The following is a 25,036-nucleotide window of genomic DNA, read 5'->3' as shown; positions in this document are numbered from 1 at the left end:
TCAATCCTTTTCAGACATTATGATTATCAGCCCTCTATTATCTCTAAAAATTTCACCTAACAAAACAGGCTATTTACCGAGATTTTGAATGCTTTTACCTAATTCATCTTCAAGAACACATACATGATAGATACTTTTGGCAAAAAGAATAAAGCCATGAATATTCCCGACACACACAAAAAAACACACAAACCAATGCCTTTATTGAAAACTTCTTTATTATCGATATTTCTTTTCTTTTCTTTTATCATTTATACGCAAGCACAGGAAAAAGCAACCATTCAAGGGCTAGTAAAGGATGAAACAGGAGCACCTGTCGATTTAGCCACCGTGATTTTGTTAAACGCTGCTGATTCGTCTTATATACGTTCTGTATTCAGCGATGCGGAAGGCAAGTATAAGGTCCCCACTGTCAATAAAGGGTCATATATTCTATCAGCGTCTATGATAGGTTTTCGCAAAGCTTACTTGCCGATCAATGTAAAATCGCCGCAAATAATACAGGCCACACCTCTTATTTTAATGCCAGAAGCAAATGCTTTAAAAGAGGTAACGGTTACCGCTACCACGCCTACTGTTGAACGAAAAGACGGTGCTTTAGTCGTGAATGTTGCTAATACCGCTTTAGCCGCGGGTAACAGCGCAATGGATATATTAGAACGTTCGCCTGGCGTAAGTGTAGACAAAGATGGAAATATTAGCCTTATGGGCAGGCAGGGTGTAACAGTAATGATTGATGGTAAACAAACCTATCTTTCTGCTGAACAATTGGCTAATATGTTAAAATCGATGGACGGCAATAATGTTCAATCCATTGAACTGAATACCAATCCATCGGCAAAATATGACGCAGCAGGTACTGCCGGGATTATCAACATTAAGTTGAAGAAAAATAACATGGAAGGCACGAATGGAACATTAAGCCTGAGTGGAGGATATGGGCGTACCCACAAATCGAACAATTCTTTGCAAATTAATCATAAGGCAGGTAAAGTGAATCTTTTTGGAAACTATAGCTATGTTAACAGCAATTATAACAATACACTGGAGCTCTATCGTGTTGTGGGACAAAATACATCGGCAAAGGTATTCGATCAATTTGCAGACTTCCGAAACAGAAGAGCAAGTAACAGCGTAAGAGGGGGTATAGACTACAAAACATCTGAAAGAAATACTTTAAGTCTTTTATTTTCGGGCTTTTTCATGCAAGGGAACGATCATTCTACCAGTAATAACAGGATTTCGGATTTAAATGCCCCTTTGGATTCTACACTTACCACATTAAATCGAGGCAAAAATCGCTATAATAATATTTCTTTTAATGTTAACAATACATTTAATATCGATACGAATGGACGTAAGCTAGTTATTGAAGCAGATATTTCCAGATTCAGTGATAAGACGCTTAACTATTATGACAACTATTTTTATATGTCAAGTGGAGCGTATTTACGAGATCCTGAGTTCATTTTAAATGATATGCCATCCATAATAAACATACAAACTGCTAAAATTGATTATACACATCCTTTAAATGCTAAAAGTAAGATCGAATTAGGCATAAAATATAGTGGTGTCAAAAGTGATAACAATATGGGGTTTTATAACCAGGTGAATGATGAGTGGCAAAATAATGAAAATCGTTCCAATTACTTTATCTATAAGGAACGAGTCAGTGCCGCCTATGCAATTTACAGTCAAACCATCAACAAAACGGAGATCAAGGCAGGGTTACGGGCTGAACATACCTATTCGGATGGCAATTCAGTAACTATGAATGTGAGAAATAAACGAGATTACTTAAGTCTCTTCCCCAATGTTAGTCTGAATCAACAGTTATCAGATAAGCAGAGCGTAGGCTTATCGTACAGCAGAAGAATAAACCGACCAAATTATGGCAACCTTAATCCTTTTTTGTTTTACGTTGATCCTTACAGCTATCAGCAAGGAAATCCATTTCTAAATCCATCTTACACAAACTCCTATGAACTAAGCTATACGTTGTTAAAGAAATACACCTTAACAACCGGGTATCAAAAAACCAAAGATATGGTAGGTGAAATGATGTACCAAGATGATGAAACAAATATTGTATATGTAACGAATGAGAATATTGCAAGTGAGCATGTATACTTTGCTAATCTAAATATCCCCCTGGAAATCGGCAAAATATGGAGTAGCAATACGAATATAAATGCGATGCATCTTGGATATAAAGCAGATATTCCTGCTGCACCTATTGATTTTGGTCAGTTTGCCGTACAAGCAAATAGCAATCATACCTTTAATCTAACGCAAAGTTTGCGCTTTGAAACTACCTTACAGTACCGATCTCCTCTACGTTGGAGTATCTATCAGATTGGTACATCATGGGGTTTGGATTTGGGTGTGAACAAATCTTTTTGGAATAAAAAAGCGCAAATAAAATTTGCAGTTACTGATATATTTAATACAAAACCAAATACTGTTAAAACAGATTATTCTAACCTAAACGTCCGTATTTTCAACACCTGGGAAAGTCGTGTTGCCAGATTAACGTTCACCTATAACTTTGGTAATCAAAAATTAAAAATATCCGAACGAAGTCTAGATAGTTCAGAAAAAAACCGTGTTGGTAAATAAAAGAATATTTCATGTGTGTTTGTGCCGCTGCCGTCGTGAGATGACAGCGGCTTTTTGCTTACCATAAAATTATTCGAAAGATGAAGTTTAATTTTTCTTTGGTACTTTAGCACCTTCTTTTCTTGCCTCAGATAATCCAATAGCAATTGCCTGCTTTTTTGAAGTAACCTTTTTACCGCTTCCACTTTTTAATTTTCCCTCCTTCATTTCATGCATAGTTTCTTCCACTTTCTCGCTTGCCTTTTTTGAATACTTTGCCATAACATTCTATTTTTTATGCATTTAAAGAACAAAAGAAAGTCCAGGATGTTTCCTATTTGCAGGAAAGATTTTAATGTAAGCACGTATGTATTTAACAACGCATAGTGCGAAAATCCGAAAGTAGCATGATGAGAATGAAAATTCTGTCCTCAGAAAACACGGTTTCGTGTAATTTTTTTTATTGATAGCGTACATTTATCGATATTAGAAATGTCAGATCAGGCTACCTAACATTGTAAATCAGATTGTATGATACTGGTTTTTGATAACGTACCCGAGCATAGCAATTCTTTAATGAAATTTTTGAAGGCAAATAACCTGCTCAATCAGCATGTTACATCGCCAAATGAAATCATCAAGCATATTGTCAATTTCAAATATAAACTTCTGATACTGCGAACAGAATCCCTAGAAATTGAAACGAATGAAATCTTAGATGCAATAAATAATATTCCTGAAGGGAAAGAACTCCCAGTTCTATTAATTAGCTCGCGATCCAAGCCCCTCTGGCCTGAATTCGAAAAATATACAGGATTATACTTAGATTATTTGATCGGCAATTATAGTACGACTTCTCTCCTTTTCAAGATTAAATCCATTATTGATAAACAACGTCATTTTACACGGTTACAAATTGAGAACAATGCGTTGAAAGAAGAGCTCGAAAAAAGAAAAATGACAGGGGCTGCAAAAGATGAATTCATTAGTATTGCAGGGCATGAGCTTAGCACACCGATTACTTCTATAAACGCTTATCTGCAATTAGCGCTTCGCAGCGCTAACAATAAAGATATTGAACAAACGATACAGCTATTATCTAAAGGTCTGAATCAAACAAATAAATTGAATCGACTTGCAAAAGATCTTTTAGATTCTTCTAGATTGCAAACTGGAAAAATGGAATACAATTTCGTTGTTTTTAACTGTCGAGACTACCTAAAGCAAACCATCGAAAGTGTAAAACATAGTTATCCAGATAGGCAAATCAACGTCTATGATCATACCAAAGTGTGGCTAGAAGGCGACCATGAAAGGTTGGAGCAAGTTCTCAGCAATTATTTAACCAATGCACTCAAATATTCTCCTGAAGATACAGAAGTGCTCGTCTACACAGAAATAATAGATAACAAATGGTTAAAAGTTTGTGTAAAAGATCAAGGACAGGGTATTCCTAGAGAAAAGCAACCATATATTTTTCATAAATATTACCGCGTGAACAACAAAAAAAACAGACATCAAGGCCTGGGAATGGGCTTATTTATCTGTGCACAAATCATCACGCATCATAATGGTAAATTCGGACTGGAAAGCGAGCCTGGAAAAGGTTCGGTCTTCTATTTTATTCTACCGATCAAAACCACTAAAGAAAAATTGGCACAACCTACTGTAAGCTTTCTAAAGAGAAATGCTTTTTCTCCTTCCAGTTTAAAATAAAACCTTCCTTCTGTTTTCCTGTTTGATCATAAAAACCATGGTAGATAGAGTACTTCGTTATCATTCATTTACTGTACGCGTAGGCTATGAACCTGGAATTATACGTATTTCGAATGATATTGATCTATGGCATTTTTTTGACCACGATATAACACAAAAAACAGCCTGGTTAATTAACGCGATACAACAGGACCACGAGTCGCTATACGGCGCACCGCTAAAGATAAGGTCTAATTCTTTGGCTGTTGAGATCTGGGGTCACTTATATTTCGAATATTATCTACTAAGATTCGCTCGCTTTTTGGGCATTCATCATCAATCACAGAAGCTTCAATGTTTACTGGGCCGCACTGCAATTATTGATTGCGGAGAAAAAAACAAAGACAGCAATCGATTTTTATGGGATTGCTTCGCGTTATTTTCTAGCATATTACCGTATATACTTCCCAAAAATATTTCCTTAAAAGATCTAAAAAAATAATAGACTCGTAGGAGCTATTTGATGGGTTAAAAGATATCGGCTATTTTCAATTAGTGCTTGCAAAAAATATTTATCTCGCTTATATTTGTTATCCTAATGCGAAAATAGCTCAGTTGGTAGAGCGCAACCTTGCCAAGGTTGAGGTCGCGAGTTCGAACCTCGTTTTTCGCTCCAAAACACCATACTTCCCGTATGGTGTTTTTTTATTTAGTCGACTTCCCAACTTCCGCTTACCTGTGTACCTAAAAAAGGATCATTTTTAATCTTTAAATAGACATCTATTTCCTGTTGCAGCTCTTCTACATGAGAAATGACACCCACTATCCTATGCTCATTTCGCAATGTTTTTAGCGTATCAAAGGCGACAGCTAACGATTCCTTATCTAAAGACCCAAAACCTTCGTCTAAAAAGAAAAAGTTCTGTTTTGACTTATTTTGCTGCTGCACGGATTCAGCCAATGCTAACGCTAAGGATAATGATGCCTGAAATGTTTGTCCTCCCGATAGCGTTTTGGCCAATCTTGTTTTGCCATCGTTTAAATAATCTCTCACCTGAAATTCATTTTTATCTGTCACCTCCAGTTGTAATCGCTGTTGTGTAAGCTTATAAAAACGTTTGTTTGCGGCATCACATAATTGCTGTAAATAAACTGTTGATATATAACTAACAAAGCCACTTCCTTTGAATAAATTCTTTAACAAGCTTAGGTCATCGGCTCGTTGTTGTAATAATTGCAAATCGTTTTGTAATTGCTGTTTTTCTTGCAGTTGCTTTAAAAGTCTATTATAATTTGCCTTAGCTGCCGCATGCTTTTCTTGTTGCTCATTGAATTGATTCTTGAGTAATTCATAGGCGTCTACTGATTTTAAAAACAGCTTTTCATCGTACGTCTTATCTTTTGCATCCGAGGCTAAGGCGGCATACTGTTCTTTCACATTATATAATTGCTGGAAGAATAGGTCTATATTGCCTCGAACCTCTTCCACAGCAATTGCTAAATTTAAAAGACTTTTAACTTGTGTCAAGTTCGAATATTTTGACTTACTCAGTGAAGTTTGTAATTGATCATTTATAAAATCTAAACGCTCCTCTTCCGCAACCATACTTTCACTAATTGCCTGAGCTCTGGTCTCCAAAGATACTTTTAGCTGTTGTTGTTCATGTACTAGGCTTTGAAGTTGTTCATATTTGTCAACAATTATTTTATATTCGGAATCAATATTTAAAATACTATCTTCTAAATACTTGTAATCATAAGTATAAACTTCTTCTTTAGATATGTGACGAAGCTGATTTATGAGCATATCTAGTGACCCAACCTTTTCTCGTTCTTCTCCTACGATTTTTTTTATAGCTTCTTCATATTGATCTCTATCTGCCTCTGCTTTTTTCAATAACGCATCGTTTTCATTAATTGCAATATCAAGCTGTTCCAACTCCTTCTCTATAACCTTATGTTTCGCAAGCAATTGATCAATAACTTCGGCATCGTCCTTACTGCAGATCGACTCCCAAATAAATTTACGCAAATGTGCTTGTAATGCGTGCTCATCCGTATCGCTCTTTGAAGTCATAACTTCCTGACTCCTCACAACCGTAGCTTTTTTCACTTCCAATATCTCCAATTGACGCGAAAGTTTGCCAAGCCTGTCTTTTTCTTCTTTAATATACGCGAGTCGCTTTGTTAATTGTTGGAGCTGTTTTTCCACATCTGCCAATACTATAATCTGAGGGTGCTCTAATGCTCCACAAAGCGGACATGCTTCCCCCCTATGCAAGGCGGCTACAAAATCACCTAATTTAGCTTGCATCTGAATATGCGCAATTTCATTCAACAAGGTATCCAGTTCCGCTTCAATCGATTTGATACGAATGTCTAATGATTCTTTATAATTTTGCAATGGAATTTCTTCCTCATTAAGTAAGCTATTTATCGATTTTTCTATTTCCTTGAAAGTCGTTGTAATTTCATGGATGGCTCGTTCGGTTTCTTTTTTATTTTTCTCCAGATGCTCATGCGAGGTAAACCAATTCTTTATTTCCGATAAAACATTCAGGTCAGGTTTTTCATTCTTTTTTCTTTTTAATTTCTCCTTAAGCTCTATACTTATTTTATCCCGATGTATTTTCTCCTGCTGTGCTTTATGTACAAAGTCTTTCCCTCTGACAATCCGTTCACCTAAATGATTGATATCGTTTTTCAGCTTTAACATTTGCAAAGCCGTATGATAATCACTTCGTTTCTGATCCAGGAGTTCGAGTGATTGATATTTCAAGGTGATATTAGCAAACTCCTGCTGCTGTTCCATCAGCAGAGTCTCGCAATTTTTTAACTTATATTGATATTCTTTTAAATTTTCTTTTCGTTTTTCAATACCAGCAATCAGTTCTTCTGCGCGTTGTATATTCGCTTTAAAGTTCCGTTCGCAATATTCGTAGTCGCTTAATTGCTGTTTCAGTTGCTGATATTCTGTAGCCTTGGTCTGCAATTGGTTGTAAGCATCTTCAGCAACTTTTAAATTGTCAAATAATCGTTTTAGCTCTTCCTGTTGCTTCAGGCTATCTTCTCTATCTTGGAGTTCTGTTTTCAGCGTTGAATTCGCTGCCGCCATCGTTTCCAATTCTTGCAACGCAAGGTTAAGGTGCATTTCACTTAAATGTTCAAAAACAGATAGTCTTCCCTTCAAGCGTTGCATAACCTCATTATTCTTTCGCTCCAAAGAAGTAGTCTGTTGAAAAAACTCATATTTATCTAACTGAAAAATATCCTTGAGCATATCAGTACGAGCCTTGTCTGTTAATTGTAGAAACTCCTGAAATTTACCTTGTGGAATAATAATGGTGCGTCTAAAATTCTCATAGCTAAGCCCTAACAGAGATTCGGCTGTTGTTTCTTTCAAAGGCTCCCAGGCACCGCTTTTTAAAATATAAGCAGTCCGATCAAAGGTGTTTACTTTTTCGAATTTCTTCCCGTGACGTTTTCCTCTAACGACAAATCGATACTGCATTTCATCAAAGTTGCTAAAAACAAAGTCAATTAGTAATTCGTCAGATTTTAGGTTCATCATATTGTAATTTCGATCATCCCGCGTGCTTAGTCGTTCCGTTTCTCCGTAGAGTGAAAAAGCAATTGCCTCTAAAATGGAAGATTTACCCGATCCCACGGAACCAAATATGCCAAATAATTGTCCGTCAGTTAATCGATCGAAATTGATAATTTGCTCCTTTTGATAGGAAAAAAGTCCCTTTATAGTTAATGAAACTGGAATCATTCGTCTATTTGTTCTGCTCTTACTTCTTTAAACAATGTTATTAAATCCGCATTAGGTTGTTGTCCATTTCTAAAACTAAAATACTGGATAAACAGCTCTTCAACGGATTGGCTCAAATCAATAGTCCGACCTTCATCAGGCAAAGAACCTCTATTCTTTACTTCAGGAATGATGGTAACAATCCCCTCATGGGCCAGCAAAAGCCTCTTTCTGTCTTCGGCATTCATGAAATCTTCACTTACCATTGTGAGTTCAATCCAGGCAGGGCCGCAATTATTTAACCATTCAAGGGCCCCTGATATACCTTCAAAGCGCTTTCTATATAGCGGTTTTCCTGTTTTCAATGTCAGCTTCTGAAAATGTACTGCTTTAGCGGGTTCGGCTTCTATCAATACTACATTCTTACGCTGTTCGGCTTCAGCAAAGCTATAACTCAATAAGCTGCTACTATAAACAATCGGCATGCGGGCCTTATCTATTTCTTGATATCGATGTAAATGTCCCAATGCTACATATTGTAAGGTTTTAGGGATATTATCGCTGTAGATCGCTTGTGCACCACCTATATGTAGTATCGGTTTTTCATCGACCGGCTCTTCGGGGGGAACCTCTCCCCTTTTCATTACAAAAAGATGCGCCATTAATATATTTACCCCCAAATCATCACAATATTTTGTTGCCAATCGTTGCCAAAATGCGCCTAACATATTTCTCAATTCTTCTTCTCCGTTATCGACACCGAGAAATGTTTTCAAACGGTACTCGTTAGCATAAGGCGTCAACAACAAACGAAGGGGGTAATCGTATTTCGGAACTTGTAACTCGAGAAAGCCAGGTTCACTTCGGGTAATACGAAAACCACCACATAACTCACCTTCTATTATTTCAGCTTGTGGATAGCCAATAAACACAATTCCGCATTCACGAGCCAGTACATCCGGTGCGTCAATCCTATCTGGTGAATCGTGATTACCGGCAATAGCGATAATGGCTCTTTCACCGTTGTTTGCTAACCGTTTCAAGCTTTTGTACAACAGCTCTACCGCCTCAGCCGCCGGATTAAAAGCATCGAATAGGTCACCGGCGACCAATACTACATCGACTTCATTTTCATCAGCCAATACAATTAGTTCATCAAGTACGGCACGTTGCTCTTCCAATCGTGAATATCTATCTAATCTCTTACCTAAATGCCAATCAGCTGTATGAAGTATTTTCATAAGTTCATTTATAGTTAACATTAACAAAAAACGGAATTTTTTTATTAATAGCCTTAAAAAATAACGTTCATAAAAAGCCGATCTTATTTTTCCATTTAAAAATCGCCCATAACCAGTAAATATAACAAGGCAATCGTAACAAATTCTTGTCGTCGAATAGAGGTCACAAACGATCATCAGGTACCGGCAACTAATTGTATAATCCCTACAATTTAGCTAAGTTTGGGGCCAAACTCCACTTGAAATGACAGTTTTAGCTTTTACACTCATCTTATTGTTCGGAGCGTTCTGTGCAGGATTTATCGGATCGTTATCAGGACTCGGCGGTGGCGTTGTCATCATTCCATTGTTAACGGTAGTTTTGGGTGTTGATATACATTATGCTATTGGTGCAGCACTTGTTTCTGTTATTGCGACGTCATCTGGATCAGCAGCTGCGTATGTAAGAGAAGGAATCACGAATATGCGTTTGGGAATGTTTTTGGAAATCGCTACAACTGCCGGGGCAGTAGGTGGTGCCTTACTGGCCTCGATTGCCCCTACCAGCTTTATCGCTATTCTATTTGGTTGTACCCTTATATTTTCAGCGCTTAATTCTTTGCGCAAAAAAGAAGAGCATAATGTAAAATCCTCGAGTTCCTTAGCCTTAGCATTAAAGCTACCTTCAACCTATCCTACAGCCTCCGGAACCGTTTCTTATGGTACTAAAAATGTAATAGGTGGGTTTAGTATGATGGGACTTGCAGGTATGTTATCCGGCTTACTTGGAATCGGATCAGGTGCATTTAAAGTAATTGCTATGGACAATATAATGCGCATCCCATTCAAGGTATCAACAACTACCAGTAATTTTATGATGGGAGTTACCGCTACCGCCAGTGCCGTTATTTATCTGCAGAAAGGTTATATCGAGCCGGATATTTGCATGCCCGTAGTAATAGGTGTTTTGCTCGGCGCTATGACTGGTGCGAAAGTGCTCTTGAAGGCCAATCCTAAAAAATTAAGAAGGTTCTTTGCTGTTATTATCATTGCTTTGGCATTAAACATGATTTATAATGGTATTAAAGGAAATATATAAGTTGATGTTATTTGAGCTAAATTTAAGAAAGAATGCAAAATGAAAAAATAGGCGATCGAGATATTCAGCTTGTTATAGGAAATTTACTACGATATGGCGTTTGGACAGCGCTCGGTGTAGCTGCTTTAGGCGGATTGATTTACTTATTCAACCACGAACAGGAAATAGTGCATTACAGTATATTCGTAGAAAAAGATGTTAATATATTAACATTAACGAAAGAGACACTTGGGGGTGTCATACGTGGACGAGGTGACGATGTCATCTTATTAGGAATTCTGCTTTTATTTTTAACACCTATTTTGCGTATTGTATTCTCGTTAGTTGCCTTCTTTTTAGAGAAGGACTACCTTTATGTAGCAATTACACTACTTGTTATTGCTATCATTTGTTTTAGTGTTTTTTTTGGTTTTGCTCATTAGTATACGATTGGTTTTATGAAAGGACGCTATACACTGATAAGTCTTTTCGCTTCTTAATAAGTAGAATCAGATGCTATAACTATTTAGGGCCATTTATAATTTAAATAATATTTTACGTATGACTGTATTTATTGACCGTATAATTCCTCAAGTTGGTCTTGATCTTTTAAATGAGGCAGGTATTACTTATGAGCAACATATTGAAAGAAGAGAGTTAAGCACACGAGAGTTAATCAATCGTTGTAGTAAACACAATGCTTTGTTGACAGCCGGTTGGGGCCCACTGAATGACGACTTTATTGAGGCTTGTAAACATTTAAAGGTCATCTCCTTGCATTCGGTTGGTTACGACCGCGTGGATATAAAAGCCGCTACGAAATGGGGCATTCCTGTGGGTAATACCCCTGACGTTTTAAGTGAAGCCACAGCCGATACAGCTTTTCTTTTAATGTTAGCTGTATCTCGGAAGGCATTGTATCTTCATAAGAAAATCATTCAAGGTGAATGGGGCTTTAGTCAACCGATAGACGACCTCGGTTTTTCTATTCAAGGTAAAACATTGGGTATATTTGGCTTGGGAAATATTGGTTATGAGCTTGCAAAAAAGGCGTCGGCAGCTTTTAATATGCCGATCATATACCACAATCGTTCGCACAATGAAGAGGCAGAAAGAAGTCTTGGTGCTATCCGCGTATCTTTTGATGAACTGATACAGCAAAGCGACGTATTAGTAGCTTTCTCCGCACTTACACCAGATACAAAAAACAAGTTCAATAAAGAAGTATTCCGTAAGATGAAACCGTCTGCTATTTTCATAAATCCTTCACGGGGAGGAGTACATAATGAAACGGATCTTATTGAAGCGTTGCAAGAAGGCTTAATATGGGGAGCTGGATTGGATGTAACCAATCCGGAACCTATGCAAGCAGATAATCCCCTTCTTCATATGCCGAATGTTGCAGTTTTTCCTCATATAGGGTCCAATACCGTAGAAGCGAGGGATGGTATGGCGAGCATTGCGGCTAAAAATGTTATTGCTGCTTTCCATGGGCAACCTTTACCTCATATCGTTAACCCGGAGGTTTATGCACAACGGTAATCATCGCGAGGTGTAGAATATAAAGCTGAATTGATCTTAATTTTCAAAATTTAAATACAAAATAAAATATACCGACCGAATTAAATAAAAAATATAAAAGATTAGCTAACTTAGGCCGATAAACCTACCGGCTATGAATACGTATGGAAACCCTGTATTGGCAAAGCTACCAAATCATTTAAGGCAGTATATTATTGATCAACATTATGCACATTATACACCAATTGATCAGGCGGTTTGGCGGTACGTTATGCGCCAGAATTATAACTATCTCAAGGATATAGCCTATTATCCTTATATTCCAGGTTTAAAGAAAGCGGGGATTAGTATTGAGCATATTCCTGACCTCACGGAAATGAATGAGCATCTTCAAAAGATAGGATGGGGTGCAGTTACCGTTGACGGTTTTATTCCACTTGTGGCCTTTATGGAATTTCAAGCCTATCATGTATTGGTTATTGCCGCTGATATCCGTCAAATAGATCATATTGAATATACTCCGGCACCTGATATTATACACGAATCATCTGGACATGCCCCCATTATTGCTGAACCTGATTACGCTGCTTACCTAAGCTATTTTGGAGAAATCGGTTCAAAAGCGATGTTTTCATTTCAAGATTTTCAATTGTATGAGGTAATTCGCGAATTATCAATTTTAAAAGAAGATGGCACTGCTTCTGAAGAAAGAGTTCAACAAGTGGAGGATAAACTAATTTATGTTCAAAACAATATGGGAAAACCTTCCGAAATGGCACTTCTAAGCCGTCTCCATTGGTGGACCGTAGAGTATGGCTTGATTGGTACTCCCGACAACCCAAAAATTTACGGAGCCGGCTTACTATCATCCATTGGCGAAAGTGTCAGTTGCATGCGAACGAACGTAAAAAAAATTCCTTACACGATTGATGCTATTAATTATAATTACGATATCACAAAACCTCAACCGCAACTTTTTGTAACTCCCGATTTTGGTCAACTCTTAAAGGTTTTAAACCAATTTGCTGATGGTATGGCTTTCAGAGTTGGTGGCAAAGAGAGTGTTGAAAAAGCGATTGCCTGTAAAAACGTATGTACAGCAGTTTACAGTTCCGGCTTGCAGATCTCGGGAGTGTTTGTAGAAAGTGAACCATTTCAATCGTTAGCGTACCTTCAAACAGAAGGTCCATCCGCTCTTTCTTATAGTAATAAGGAACTTGTCGGACACAGTAAAGAGCACCATGCCGTGGGTTATGGTTCTCCAGTAGGACGCATAACAAATTGTAGCCTCCCCTTGGAAGATTGCGATGATATGCGATTGGCGTCTTTAGGTATTATTGAGGGTGATTCAACATCGCTTCTCTTCGAGTCGAATATAGAAGTAAAGGGCACCATAGAGCATATTACCCGTATCCGAAAAAAAGTGATCATGATTACTTGGTCAAATTGTGAAGTAAAAAATAGGAGTACGGGATATATATACTTTAAACCTACATGGGGGCCGTATAACATGGGTATAGGCGAGCGGGTTGTTTCTGTTTACTGTGGGGCAGCTGATAAAAATGCCTATGAACAAATCACTTTACACGCTAACAGCAAAAAAATTGCGCCACATTACGGAAAGAACATGCAACGTCTACATCGGTTGTATCAAGAAATCCGAAATATTCGCGAAGGTACTGGTTCCGTAAAAAACCTTGTTGATATATGGCTAAATATTCGCGCTAATTATCCGGAGGACTGGCTTTGCTCCTTGGAAATTCTTGAAATTTTATTAAACGTGAAATCCAACACAAAAACAGCTAATGAAATAAGACGTTATTTGCTGGATAAAGCAAAAAAAGAATCCAAATTATCGAAATTAATAGCAGATGGTTTAGCACTTCTTCCACATTGAACAGAGGGTATTATCTTCTTTTTTGCTTGTTCTAAAGCAAAAGTAATTTCCAAGCTTGGATAACCTCTCCCCTATCCAATAGCGCAGCGGCTCTTTGATGAAGATGAGTTTCCAAAGTTGTTCGATCACCAATAAATGTGTTCAATAACTCCTGTATCTCTGGCTCACACCTGAGCGCATCTATCGCCCTCTCATCGGGCAAGTGTTCCACATTGCCTAATAACCCTAAGTGATTACCCGTTAATATGTTCGAATACCTTATATGCCTGGGTAGCTGATCGACACCAATTCCCCGTCTCTTTAAAGGTTTTGGCACCTCAAATAAATTGACTCCCGTAACCCGACAATACCAATCACCACCGAGGCGGGCTACCAAATCGAGTTTTGCTTGATTAATCTGTCCATCAGTATCAAAAACATCATCCTTGATGTGCATCAGCAGAATCTCGGCCAAGACCATGTTTCCTGCACCGGGAGTATCACCCAATGATATAATTTCTTGCACTTTACACTCTAACTGTACTGGCGACTCTCTCACGCGTGGTGGTCTTACGACTAACGACGGTATAGCGGTAAAACCAGCTTTTACGAACTCGTTTATTCCTTTTTCATACTCTGTACTTGCCAGAGACTGTTGTTGCACCATATTATAATTCACAATATTTATAACAAGCTCCTTTACCTCTTCAAGATTCTGGAGCGTATGTTTCGTGGTACCATCCCGCATACGGCGCAGTGGCGAAAAAACACAGATTGCAGGATGTTGACTAACGATGTTGAAATAACTAAAAGGGCTTAAGTTCACATTCCCTTTCTGGTCAACGGTGCTCGCAAAACAAATGGGACGTGGCGCTATTGCATATTTTAAAATAGTGTCAAAATCGATCATCTCGGGCTTTAGTATTTTCATATTCGTTTATGCTATCTACTGTTCATCAACATCATTCCTTCTGATTCTATTTTTCAATACACCTAATCCGCTGACCTCCAATTCTACCACATCGCCAGACATTAGCCAGCGCTCCCGGAAATTTGGATTCTCCCTACGTGCCGTACCATTAAGTTCAAGTAAGCAACCTGTGCCTACCGTCCCGGAACCTATCACGTCTCCTGGAAACATATTCACACCATATGAGCAACGTTCAATAATTTCAGCGAAGGTCCAATGCATATCGGATAACATACCCTTTGAAAAAGCTTTGTTATTAACTGCAGCCGACATACGCAGGGCATAGACATTACCAACATGGCCACTGGGAGTTTCACAACGATAAGTCTCGAGTTCGTCGGGTGTCACCAGCCATGGTCCCAATGCGGTTGCAAAATCTTTACCTTTAGCGGGGCCCAAACTGAGCTGCATTTCGTCCATTTGTAAGGTACGCGCACTAAAGTCATTCATGATCATATAACCTGCAATATATTCGTCCGCTTTATGAGCCGCAATATTCTTTCCCTGCTTATTCAATACAACAGCCACTTCCAATTCGAAATCCAATCTATTGAAATGATCCCGTTCGCAAATAATATCACCCTCACCGAAAATTGCCTGATGATTGGAAAAATAAAACACCGGAAACTTATAAAAGGCGGGAATCATATCCAATCCTCTATTTTTACGAGCAGTCTCTACATGCTGAGGAAAAGCATAGGCATCGCGTAAGGACGTGGGGTTTGGTATAGGCGACTCAAGTGAAAAGTCAATGATTGGGTTTATGAAGTCAGCGCGGTTATTGATATAATTTTCAGCATCAAAAGCCAGCTCCATCGATCTCGCTCCCCCTTCAAGGAACGAACGCATCGTGCTCGGTAAACGCTTATCTAAATGCTGCAAATCGTAAAGGCCCGCTCTAGCAAGCAAACCCAGTCGAGCACTTTCTTCGTTACGGTAGGTTACAAGTTTCATTATTTTGACTAACGCTCTTCAAAGCTATGATTTTTATAATAGATTACCTTTTTTATCTTCATTTTTTAGTAAATTAGCAAAAAAAGCGAGCTAGGAAATGTTAACGGCAAGACAAATAGTTGCTATATACCTCCATCCGTGCACTGCCATCTTCTTATTGAGCCATGGTTTAATAAGAGCCATTATATTTGCACAACACTAGCTGTCATCCCATTACTTGCCTCGATCTACGTAATTCCGTCAACTATTTAAATGATATGAAGGATGAACCGGCATCGATAATTTAAAACTAGCGCATTAAGAAAAACAAACTAACTATTATGCCACTATATCATCAATTAGGTCAACTTCCACCTAAAAAACACACGATTTACCGGAAAAGCAACGGGGATCTATATGCGGAAGAACTCGTTTCCACCCATGGATTCTCCAGTATGTATTCATTGGTTTATCATTGCTACCCTCCTACGATTGTTCAGCAAATTGGTGAACCAATAGCGATGGCACCTAACATCGGCAAAAAAAAACATCTTAAACATACCAGTTTAAAAGGATTCGAAATCCAACCGGTCGATGATTACCTGAAAAGCAGGAAATATGTACTGGTAAATCAAGACCTCTATATAGCACTTGCGTCACCCAAAAAATCCATGCATGATTACTTTTATAAGAATAGTCAAGCAGATGAAATTATCTTCGTTCATAAGGGCTCAGGTGTACTCAGAACCGGATATGGAGAGATTCCCTTTTCATATGGTGATTACCTTGTTATTCCCCGGGGTATCATTTACCAGTTAACTTTTAACGATACAAAGAATCGTCTCTTTATTGTTGAATCATTTAGTCCTGTTCGTATACCAAAACGATATAGAAATGAATTTGGTCAATTAATGGAGCATGCCCCCTTTTGTGAGCGGGACATTCGACGGCCACAGAATCTCCAAACGATCGACCAGCGCGGAACCTTTGATATTTATATCAAAAAACAAGATAACCTATATCCTTATACTTACGGCTCACACCCCTTTGATTTTATAGGTTGGGATGGATTTCATTATCCATGGGCATTTTCGATTCACGATTTTCAGCCCATTACAGGACGCCTCCATCAACCCCCTCCGGTACATCAAACTTTTGAAACTGACCATTTCGTTCTGTGTAGTTTTTGTCCGCGTTTATACGACTATCATCCACAGTCCATTCCTGCCCCATATAATCATAGCAATATAGATTCAGACGAGGTATTGTATTATGTGGATGGTGATTTTATGAGTAGAAAAAATGTAGAACAAGGTCAGATAACGTTGCATCCTGCCGGTATTCCGCATGGTCCGCATCCAGGAACAGTAGAAAAAAGTATCGGACAAAAAGAAACAAACGAGCTAGCTGTAATGATCGATCCGTTTAATCCGCTCATGTTGACCGAGGAAGCTCTAGCAATAGAAGATAGTAACTACTATCGATCATGGACTGAATAGATAGGTTCGTCTACATTTTGGCCGAAAAATTAATTTTAAAAAAGTGATTTAAGCAGCAAGGTTTTGTAAATAAATAGAACAATGGAAACATTTGCAGAAAAAATAGCCAGAGCACAGGATTTTTTACCGATTAATGGTACCGATTTTATCGAATTTTACGTGGGCAATGCCAAGCAGGCGGCTCATTTTTATAAAACAGCTTTTGGTTTTCAGTCAGAAGCTTATGCAGGTCCTGAAACGGGTGTTAAAGATCGCGCTTCTTATGTGCTTCGTCAAAATAAGATACGAATTGTTTTAACCTCTGCGCTCCATTCCGACCATCCTATATCTACACATGTCAAAAAACACGGAGACGGCATTAAAATATTAGCCCTGTGGGTAGAAGATGTAGAAAAAGCCTATCATGAGACAACACAACGAGGTGCGCGGTCCTATCAAGCAGTCAGTATTCTTTCTGACAAAGATGGTGAAATAAAAACGGCCGGTATCTATACCTATGGAGAAACCGTGCATCTCTTTGTAGAACGAAGAAACTATACCGGTCCTTTCATGCCAGGCTATGTCACTTGGAAGAGTGATTATCAACCTACGGAGAGCGGTTTGTTATATATAGATCATTGCGTGGGCAATGTGGGTTGGAATCGTATGAATGAAACCGTTCAATGGTATGAGAAAGTGATGGGTTTTGTTAACATCCTTTCCTTTGATGACAAACAAATCAATACAGCCTATTCTGCGTTGATGAGCAAAGTAATGAGTAATGGAAATGGTTATGTAAAGTTTCCTATTAACGAACCTGCGGAAGGAAAGAAAAAATCGCAAATAGAAGAATATCTTGAATATTACGAAGGTGAAGGAGTACAACATGCAGCATTGGCAACGAATGATATTTTGCTTACCGTACGAAGATTAAAAGAAAACGGGGTCGAGTTCCTAACAGCACCTCCAGCCAGTTATTATGAAATGCTTTCGAAAAGAGTTGGAAAAATTGACGAAGACATCCAAATTTTACAAACATTAGGCATTTTAGTCGACCGTGATGAAGAGGGGTATCTCTTGCAGATCTTTACCAAGCCCTTACAAGATCGTCCAACGCTTTTTTTCGAAATAATTCAAAGAAAGGGAGCCCAAAGCTTTGGTGCCGGAAATTTTAAAGCGCTTTTTGAGGCCATTGAAAGAGAACAGGAAAAAAGAGGTAACCTTTGATATAAATAATTTACACATGGAACAGCCCGTAAATACGGGCTGTTAGAATTTCTTAATACAAACTTAAAAACTTATAGCGAATTAGATCTTTTTTACATTAACGGCTTGTTGACCTTTTCTTCCATCTGCTACTTCAAACTCTACACGATCATTATCTTTGATTGCATCTATTCCGCCCTTTACATCTTTAAAGTGAACAAAAATGTCGGTTCCATCTTCTTGAATAATAAATCCAAATCCTTTTTGCGCGTTGAACCATTTTACTTTTCCGGTTTTCATTAATAAAAAATTTGTTGTTGTACGATTGTTGTGACCCTACATCGAAATACTGACGTATCATAATTTAGGAAACACAGGGTTAATTCTCAGTAATTTCGCTTAAAAAAATAGTCCACATTACTACCGGCAGCGGTCAGAACTCGAACAGATTTAATTAAACTATATCAAACCTACTATAAAATTTTCAATTTTTCAATGATCACAAGAAAAAATTGAACAGTAATTATGATACACTCAGTTGACACAAACCAAACCGATTTGCGAATCCTTACAGGTCCCTCATGTGTTTATTCATGGTTATTTGTTCGGCTGCGGAGTTGTTCGCAGGTAAGGCTTGATCTCTGTATAGCCTTTCGGAAACTTCGAAGGTATATCTTCGGTTTTCACCGCAGGGACCACGATAACATCCTCTCCATCTTTCCAATCAGCAGGCGTTGCAACACTATAATTTTCGGTAAGCTGTAGGGAATCAATAACACGCAAAATCTCTTGAAAGTTTCTACCGGTAGAAGCAGGATAAGTTATTGTTAACCGTACCTTCTTATTCGGGTCTATGACATAAACTGAACGCACTGTAGCCGTAGCAGAAGCATTGGGATGAATCATTCCATATGCTTCGGCAACTTTCCGATCCTTATCTGCAATGATCGGAAAGTTTACTTCAACATTTTGCGTCTCGTTAATATCCTTCACCCAGCCATGATGATCCTCTACGCTATCCACGCTGAGAGCCAACACTTTTACGTTACGTTTATCAAACTCCTGTTTCAACGAAGCAGTACGTCCCAATTCTGTAGTACACACTGGCGTATAATCTGAGGGATGTGAGTAAAGAACTACCCAGCTATCACCGACATAATCATAAAAATTAATATTTCCTTCAGTTGTAATGGCATCAAAATTTGGTGCTACATCTCCTAGTTGTAAACTCATTGTTTTTTTCCTCCTTTAAATTTAACACAAAGTATATCAAATTAATCGACTTTTTTTGACAATAGCAAGCTTACCAATAAGAAATCCGATCAATAATCACCGCAAAAGTTCACTATTACATTTACATTACATATCAAAGTTTAAATAGTTTTTCAAGGTTTCTACGCTTACTAATTTTTGACATCAAAGTTATGCTACTTAACACATACATAACTATTTTTGCATAAAATTCATCAATAATGCAATTAGCCCATATTCAACAACTAGAACAAGCAGTCGCTCAACATAAAGCGGAAATCATTCATCATCCACTTTATAGGAATATTACAAATATTGATGATCTAAAAGTGTTCATGGAACATCATGTTTTTGCGGTATGGGACTTTATGTCCTTATTAAAAATACTACAGAAGAATTTAACTTGCGTTGAAATACCATGGTTTCCAACAGGTGACGCAAATACACGTTATTTAATAAACGAGATTGTTACTGGAGAAGAATCCGATGTCGACCATTTAGGTAACCGAAAAAGCCATTATGAGTTATACCTAGAAGCTATGGAGCAATGTGGAGCCAACACAACGGCGATACTCCAATTGACGAAAGCGCTTAAAGAAGGTAAGTCAATACAGGACGCGCTTGTTATAGCAAACGCACCCGAGGCAGCAAAACACTTTGTGAGTGATACATTTAACGTAATAAACCACGCAACTCCAGCGGTTCAGTCTGCCGTTTTTACTTTTAGTAGAGAAGGATTGATTCCAGATATGTTTATTTCCATCATAAAAGATTTAGACACTCAATTCCCGGAAAACATTTCCATTTTTAGATATTATTTAGAAAGGCATATTGAAGTAGACGGGGGACATCATAACAACTTGGCGCTCGAAATGACAAGTACTTTATGCGGAGACAGATTTGCTATTTGGCAAGAGGCAACACAAGCAGTAAACCGATCATTACAACTCCGGGTGAAATTATGGGATAGTGCACTAAAAACAATTATCCAACAGAAAAATCAATCACCTAAAGAGATTTCTAAACCGTCGTAAGCCAGATAGATCCCTTTGGGTAATTCTTTAGATACTTCTTCATGCAACCCTAAGCGATGACTAATATGAGTTAAATAGGTGCGTTCAGCACCTATTTCTCTTGCAAAATGAATAGCCTCTTCCAATGTAAAATGCGAAATATGAGCCTCTCGTTGTAGGGCGTTGACAACTAAAATTTTTGTGCCTTTTATTTTTGCCCTGGAACTTTGCGAAACAGATTTCACATCGGTAAGGTACGTAAAATCACCAAATCGATATCCTTTTATCGGCAACTTAAAATGCATAATTTCAATAGGCTGAACGTCAATATCACCTACTAAAAAGGATTGATCTGTTACATCTCTTAGATTAATCTTAGGAATACCCGGGTATTTGTGTTCGGCAAATATATAATAGAATTCGCGTTTCAGTGCATCTTGAACCAAATAATCGGCAAAAACATCAATTGCTGTACCCTGAAAATAGTTAAAGGCCCTTACATCATCTAATCCGGCGATGTGATCTTTATGTGCATGTGTGAAAAGTATAGCGTCCAAATGTTTTACTTCAGCTCGAAGCATTTGGTAGCGGAAATCGGGTCCCGTATCAACGACAAGATTTTTGCCCTTCGCAGTAAGCATAATGGATGAACGGAGACGTTTATCGCGATAATCTGAAGAGGTACAAACGCTGCAATTGCATGCAATAACGGGCACGCCCTGGGATGTTCCAGTACCTAAAAACTTAATCGTCAAAGCGTTAATTTGGTTTGTTTAATATTAAATAAGAATTGTTTTTGTTTATCGTCTAAGTGAGAAATATCGGGTTCAAGCTCCCGCAGAAGCTCCATCAGGGAATTGATCTTTACTTCGATATTAGAAAAACGGTTAACAACTATAACTTTGCTATTTTGTAAAAGACATGAACCCGTTTTAAAGTTTCCTTTCTCATAACGAACCTTATACCCCATCCCCTTAAAAAGGGCCTCTAACTTATCCAGACTATGTTGTGTGAACGGTAACATTTTTTATATATTCGAGAAATCAACCTGATCACAGAAATTACCGCAAATCTACAAGTTCCATTCCCGGGTAATCTGCTTTGTCAAATATAAAAGTTTTGGGAGTAACTTTAACGTTGGGTGTGAAATTTTGGATAGTGTAAGTATAAAGACTTCCACTTTTATCGAAAACAGTAACATCATAAATCTGATTTAGCGATTTATCTAAACGTAATCGCACTTTAAAATACGACTTGTTATTGTCCGTAGGGGTCAAGTCAATAACGCTTAACGATTTGCCCGCCACCTGTTCGCTTTTAGCAGCGGGATATTTGAAGCCTTGGTTGTAAAATGAAAAAATAGTAGCAGGTGTAATCGAACCTGACTGTGCTTCCTCTACGTGGTTAATCTGAACCTCTTGTTCATCTTTAAGTACGTTCCACTGTTGTTTACCATCGGAAATCATCACCTGATTCTCAAGAAGAATACGATACTTACTCGTACGAGGCTCGATTGTTAACTCCCCTTTTTCATTGATCGTTGTCTGATTTTGTTGATTAACTGCCTTTAGACCAAAATTAATCTTCGCGGTCCTATAAGATTGATATTTTTTACTAATATCGCTCAACAGCTTTTTTGTTGTAGGATCACTTTGGCCTAAAGCTGCCAGACCATAAGCAATAAAAATTATTAAAGAGAATATCTTTTTCATACTATAAACTTGTTTATAACCATTGTATACCAAAGGCAACATGATTACTTACAAGAACCATAGACACATCTTTTTGCTAAATGTTTAATTTGACAACAGATTTTTCTATCAGTCCTTTTTATCTAAGCTTTCCAAAAACTGTTCCAATGAGTATTCGTCGGGATATAGTACTTCCCTGGCTTTGCTTCCTTCAAATGGTCCAACAATACCGGCAGCCTCTAATTGATCGATAATACGTCCTGCGCGGTTGTATCCCAATTTAAGCTTTCGCTGAATCAGTGAAGTAGACCCTTGTTGATGTAAAACAATTAGTCTTGCTGCATCCTCAAATAATGCATCACGGTCATTTATTAAATCAATATCACCTAAACCGCTACCTTCTCCATTTTCATCTACATATTCAGGTAACAGAAAAGCCGAAGGATAGGCTCTTTGTGCACCAATAAATTCCGAAATTTCCTCGACCTCCGGGGTGTCCACAAAAGCACACTGAATCCGGATTAAATCACTTCCTGTTGCAAGCAACATATCACCTCGTCCAATAAGTTGGTCTGCACCCCCTGTGTCCAAAATCGTGCGCGAATCAACTTTGGAAAGAACCCGAAAGGCAAGGCGCGCCGGAAAGTTCGCTTTAATGGTTCCGGTAATGATGTTAACAGAAGGCCGTTGTGTAGCAATTACTAAATGGATACCCACTGCTCGAGCCAGTTGAGCTAAACGAGCAATAGGTGTTTCTACTTCCTTACCTGCTGTCATCATGAGATCAGCAAATTCATCAACAATAAGAACAATGAACGGCATGAACCGGTGCCCATCTTCCGGATTGAGTTTTCTATTAATAAATTTGTTATTGTACTCTCTTAGGTTCCTTACTTGCGCATTTTTCAGTAGATCGTAACGTTGATCCATTTCTATACACAATGAATTAAGTGTATTGATAACTTTCTTCGTATCGGTTATAATGGCCTCTTCCTCTCCTGGAAGTTTTGCCAAAAAATGACGTTCAATCGTTTTAAATAAAGACAGCTCAACCTTCTTAGGGTCCACCATGACAAACTTTAATTCGGCAGGGTGCTTCTTATATAATAAGGAGGTAATAATGGCGTTAATCCCGACAGATTTACCTTGACCAGTGGCTCCTGCAACTAAGAGGTGTGGCATTTTTGCTAGATCGGCTATGTATACCTCATTTGAAATGGTCTTACCTAAAGCGATTGGTAGATCCATTTCTGTATGTTGAAATTTCTCGGTTGCGATAACAGCTTTCATGGCTACCATTTCCGGTTTCTTATTCGGAACCTCGATCCCGATAGTCCCTTTTCCTGGCATGGGTGCAATAATCCGTATTCCGAGGGCGGCTAAGCTAAGTGCGATATCATCTTCTAAATTCTTAATCTTTGAAATACGCACACCTGGCTTCGGAATAATCTCATAAAGCGTAACCGTAGGACCAATAGTAGCCTTAATCTTGTCAATCTCTATATTATAATTACTAAGGGTTTCAACGATCTTATCTTTATTAGCTTCCAGTTCTTCATTGTTTACGACAATCTTTCCTGAGCCATAGTCCTTTAATAATTCCAGATGAGGATATTGATAACCAGACAAATCAAGTTTGGGATCATACTGACCAAACTGTTCTACCAAGGTATCAGCAGTTGTTAAAGGCTTCTCTTCCTTCACACGCTCGACCATTAAATCAGGACTCTCTTTAATTTCATTAAGCGGGACATTTTTTGTCGTCTCCGGCTCATTAACGATCAAAGGTTCCAACTCAAATGAAGGGCTATCTGAACGTACCTCAGTATCTAAATCTATTCTTTTAGGCTTGACTTCTAAGTTTTGTGACAAGCGGTTTTCCTTTTCACCAATTTCATTTTCACCCCGCTCATCCTTTATATGGTTGCGTTGAAAGGCGGGCGTTGTATACTCTTCCGGTGTTTCTTCTTCATCTTCTTCTACCTCATCGGACAATGAACCTTCATGATCGTCTAACCTTATTTTTTTCTTTTTCTCCGGCAACTTAAAATCAAGATTAAAAGCCACAATCAATGCCGTTAAACCTATAAATAGCAAAAAAGCACCAACCCCAGCTGTTCCGACTTGTGCTTCTAAAATTTTATTCGTCCAAAAGCCGAATTCTCCCTCCAGATAATGTGGATATTCCAAAATAAAGCCGTGAAAATAGGCGATAGTTATCGATATAAACAACAGGAGAAAAAAACCGTAGCCGAAAAGTTTGTCGAGTGCTATTAATCTAATTTTAAATAAAAGCCTATAGCCCATTACAAAAAAAGCGATCACAAATAAAAAGGACGCAATACCGAACCATTCATACATAAACTGATTGGCCAATAAGGCTCCCAACTTACCCAACCAATTTTCAACAAGCACCTCCTTAAAGCCTAAAGTCTCCAGTTCTTCCCTGGTTTTAAAAAGTGTGTTCCATCCGCCGTTAGCTGCGGATATATAACTCTGATCATTTTGCCAGGTAAAGAGGTAGGAGGTGAATGCGATAAAGAAATAAAGGGATAGCACCAAAAAGAACAAACCTGTAATCTTTACTACCTTACTATGTTGGAAATTTATTTTCTTGGAAAATTGAGTACCAATTACGGATCCCTCTTTGCGTGACGTTTTAGAGGTGCTGCCATTCCTTATCTTCCCCTCTCCTTTTACGGTATTAGACCTAAACTGATTTCCTTTTAAAGACATTAATTTCTACGAT

21 protein-coding genes and 1 tRNA gene are annotated in these 25,036 nt (G+C 38.1%); 11 read left to right on the top strand and 11 right to left on the bottom strand.

Features of this window, described 5'->3' with window-relative positions; translation table 11 throughout:
• The first annotated feature begins 123 nt into the window (after window positions 1–123).
• Window positions 124–2,622: a TonB-dependent receptor gene (locus tag RYH73_RS21420; protein WP_335315530.1), complete on the top strand. Its 2,499-nt coding sequence runs from the start codon at window positions 124–126 to the stop codon at window positions 2,620–2,622.
• 87 nt (window positions 2,623–2,709) lie between these two features.
• Here RYH73_RS21420 and RYH73_RS21415 read toward each other — a convergent pair whose 3' ends face one another.
• A complete protein-coding gene (locus RYH73_RS21415) occupies window positions 2,710–2,883 on the bottom strand; it encodes a DUF6496 domain-containing protein (RefSeq protein ID WP_335315529.1) in 174 nt (57 codons plus the stop codon).
• A 249-nt stretch (window positions 2,884–3,132) separates the two neighbouring features.
• Between RYH73_RS21415 and RYH73_RS21410 the strand changes: the two genes are divergently transcribed.
• From RYH73_RS21410 to RYH73_RS21400, 3 genes are all read left to right on the top strand, one after another.
• On the top strand, window positions 3,133–4,317 hold the full coding sequence (locus RYH73_RS21410; protein ID WP_335315528.1) for a sensor histidine kinase: 1,185 nt from the start codon (window positions 3,133–3,135) through the stop codon (window positions 4,315–4,317).
• Between the two features lie 37 nt (window positions 4,318–4,354).
• Window positions 4,355–4,798: a hypothetical protein gene (locus RYH73_RS21405; RefSeq protein ID WP_335315527.1), complete on the top strand. Its 444-nt coding sequence runs from the start codon at window positions 4,355–4,357 to the stop codon at window positions 4,796–4,798.
• 98 nt (window positions 4,799–4,896) lie between these two features.
• Window positions 4,897–4,972 (top strand) — tRNA-Gly (locus RYH73_RS21400).
• Window positions 4,973–5,005: 33 nt separating this feature from the next.
• On the opposite strand, the gene RYH73_RS21395 is transcribed toward RYH73_RS21400, so the two are convergent.
• Both RYH73_RS21395 and RYH73_RS21390 read right to left on the bottom strand, forming a co-directional pair.
• Window positions 5,006–8,071 (bottom strand): SMC family ATPase, encoded by a 3,066-nt coding sequence (locus RYH73_RS21395; RefSeq protein WP_335315526.1) that lies wholly within the window; start codon window positions 8,069–8,071, stop codon window positions 5,006–5,008.
• On the bottom strand, window positions 8,068–9,291 hold the full coding sequence (locus RYH73_RS21390) for a metallophosphoesterase family protein (protein WP_335315525.1): 1,224 nt from the start codon (window positions 9,289–9,291) through the stop codon (window positions 8,068–8,070). The genes RYH73_RS21395 and RYH73_RS21390 overlap by 4 nt, the downstream gene beginning before the upstream one ends.
• 244 nt (window positions 9,292–9,535) lie before the next feature.
• Between RYH73_RS21390 and RYH73_RS21385 the strand changes: the two genes are divergently transcribed.
• The 4 genes from RYH73_RS21385 (at window position 9,536) to RYH73_RS21370 (ending at window position 13,766) form a co-directional block, all read left to right on the top strand.
• A complete protein-coding gene (locus tag RYH73_RS21385) occupies window positions 9,536–10,369 on the top strand; it encodes a sulfite exporter TauE/SafE family protein (protein ID WP_335315524.1) in 834 nt (277 codons plus the stop codon).
• 32 nt (window positions 10,370–10,401) lie between these two features.
• A complete protein-coding gene (locus tag RYH73_RS21380; protein WP_335315523.1) occupies window positions 10,402–10,791 on the top strand; it encodes a DUF1634 domain-containing protein in 390 nt (129 codons plus the stop codon).
• A gap of 118 nt (window positions 10,792–10,909) precedes the next feature.
• On the top strand, window positions 10,910–11,890 hold the full coding sequence (locus tag RYH73_RS21375) for a 2-hydroxyacid dehydrogenase (RefSeq protein WP_335315522.1): 981 nt from the start codon (window positions 10,910–10,912) through the stop codon (window positions 11,888–11,890).
• 133 nt (window positions 11,891–12,023) lie between these two features.
• Window positions 12,024–13,766, top strand: a complete 1,743-nt coding sequence (locus RYH73_RS21370; RefSeq protein ID WP_335315521.1) for an aromatic amino acid hydroxylase — start codon at window positions 12,024–12,026, stop codon at window positions 13,764–13,766.
• 31 nt (window positions 13,767–13,797) lie between these two features.
• Here the strand turns inward: RYH73_RS21370 and RYH73_RS21365 are convergent, their stop codons facing one another.
• Window positions 13,798–14,676, bottom strand: coding sequence for a flavin reductase family protein (locus RYH73_RS21365; protein WP_335315520.1), 879 nt, complete (start codon window positions 14,674–14,676; stop codon window positions 13,798–13,800).
• 15 nt (window positions 14,677–14,691) lie between these two features.
• Window positions 14,692–15,669 (bottom strand): fumarylacetoacetate hydrolase family protein, encoded by a 978-nt coding sequence (locus RYH73_RS21360; RefSeq protein ID WP_335315519.1) that lies wholly within the window; start codon window positions 15,667–15,669, stop codon window positions 14,692–14,694.
• A 320-nt stretch (window positions 15,670–15,989) separates the two neighbouring features.
• On the opposite strand from RYH73_RS21360, the gene RYH73_RS21355 reads away from it, so the two are divergent.
• Together RYH73_RS21355 and hppD are read left to right on the top strand one after the other, a co-directional pair.
• On the top strand, window positions 15,990–17,147 hold the full coding sequence (locus RYH73_RS21355) for a homogentisate 1,2-dioxygenase (protein ID WP_335315518.1): 1,158 nt from the start codon (window positions 15,990–15,992) through the stop codon (window positions 17,145–17,147).
• Window positions 17,148–17,228: 81 nt separating this feature from the next.
• Complete coding sequence (gene hppD / locus RYH73_RS21350) at window positions 17,229–18,353, top strand: 4-hydroxyphenylpyruvate dioxygenase (RefSeq protein WP_335315517.1); 1,125 nt, start codon at window positions 17,229–17,231, stop codon at window positions 18,351–18,353.
• 81 nt (window positions 18,354–18,434) lie between these two features.
• On the opposite strand, the gene RYH73_RS21345 is transcribed toward hppD, so the two are convergent.
• Both RYH73_RS21345 and RYH73_RS21340 read right to left on the bottom strand, forming a co-directional pair.
• Window positions 18,435–18,632, bottom strand: a complete 198-nt coding sequence (locus tag RYH73_RS21345) for a cold-shock protein (RefSeq protein WP_013667121.1) — start codon at window positions 18,630–18,632, stop codon at window positions 18,435–18,437.
• 297 nt (window positions 18,633–18,929) lie between these two features.
• Window positions 18,930–19,565, bottom strand: a complete 636-nt coding sequence (locus tag RYH73_RS21340; protein ID WP_335315516.1) for a peroxiredoxin — start codon at window positions 19,563–19,565, stop codon at window positions 18,930–18,932.
• A gap of 239 nt (window positions 19,566–19,804) precedes the next feature.
• Between RYH73_RS21340 and RYH73_RS21335 the strand changes: the two genes are divergently transcribed.
• The gene (locus tag RYH73_RS21335; protein ID WP_335315515.1) at window positions 19,805–20,617 is read left to right on the top strand and encodes a DUF3050 domain-containing protein; all 813 of its coding nucleotides are present in this window, start codon (window positions 19,805–19,807) and stop codon (window positions 20,615–20,617) included.
• On the opposite strand, the gene RYH73_RS21330 is transcribed toward RYH73_RS21335, so the two are convergent.
• The 4 genes from RYH73_RS21330 to RYH73_RS21315 all read right to left on the bottom strand — a co-directional run bounded on the left by RYH73_RS21330 (window position 20,584) and on the right by RYH73_RS21315 (window position 25,023).
• Window positions 20,584–21,351: an MBL fold metallo-hydrolase gene (locus RYH73_RS21330; protein WP_335315514.1), complete on the bottom strand. Its 768-nt coding sequence runs from the start codon at window positions 21,349–21,351 to the stop codon at window positions 20,584–20,586. The two genes, RYH73_RS21335 and RYH73_RS21330, sit on opposite strands and share 34 nt — an antisense overlap.
• On the bottom strand, window positions 21,348–21,620 hold the full coding sequence (locus RYH73_RS21325) for a hypothetical protein (protein ID WP_335315513.1): 273 nt from the start codon (window positions 21,618–21,620) through the stop codon (window positions 21,348–21,350). The genes RYH73_RS21330 and RYH73_RS21325 overlap by 4 nt, the downstream gene beginning before the upstream one ends.
• A gap of 37 nt (window positions 21,621–21,657) precedes the next feature.
• Window positions 21,658–22,308, bottom strand: a complete 651-nt coding sequence (locus RYH73_RS21320; protein WP_335315512.1) for a LolA family protein — start codon at window positions 22,306–22,308, stop codon at window positions 21,658–21,660.
• A gap of 108 nt (window positions 22,309–22,416) precedes the next feature.
• Complete coding sequence (locus tag RYH73_RS21315; RefSeq protein ID WP_335315511.1) at window positions 22,417–25,023, bottom strand: FtsK/SpoIIIE family DNA translocase; 2,607 nt, start codon at window positions 25,021–25,023, stop codon at window positions 22,417–22,419.
• Between the last annotated feature and the right edge of the window lie 13 nt (window positions 25,024–25,036).

Origin of the sequence: Olivibacter sp. CPCC 100613, from assembly GCF_036959255.1 — a bacterium.
In the GTDB taxonomy this organism is placed as follows: Bacteria; Bacteroidota; Bacteroidia; order Sphingobacteriales; family Sphingobacteriaceae; genus Olivibacter.
Note: the sequence above shows the minus strand (reverse complement) of the source record. Positions and strands in the feature narration are given on the sequence as shown.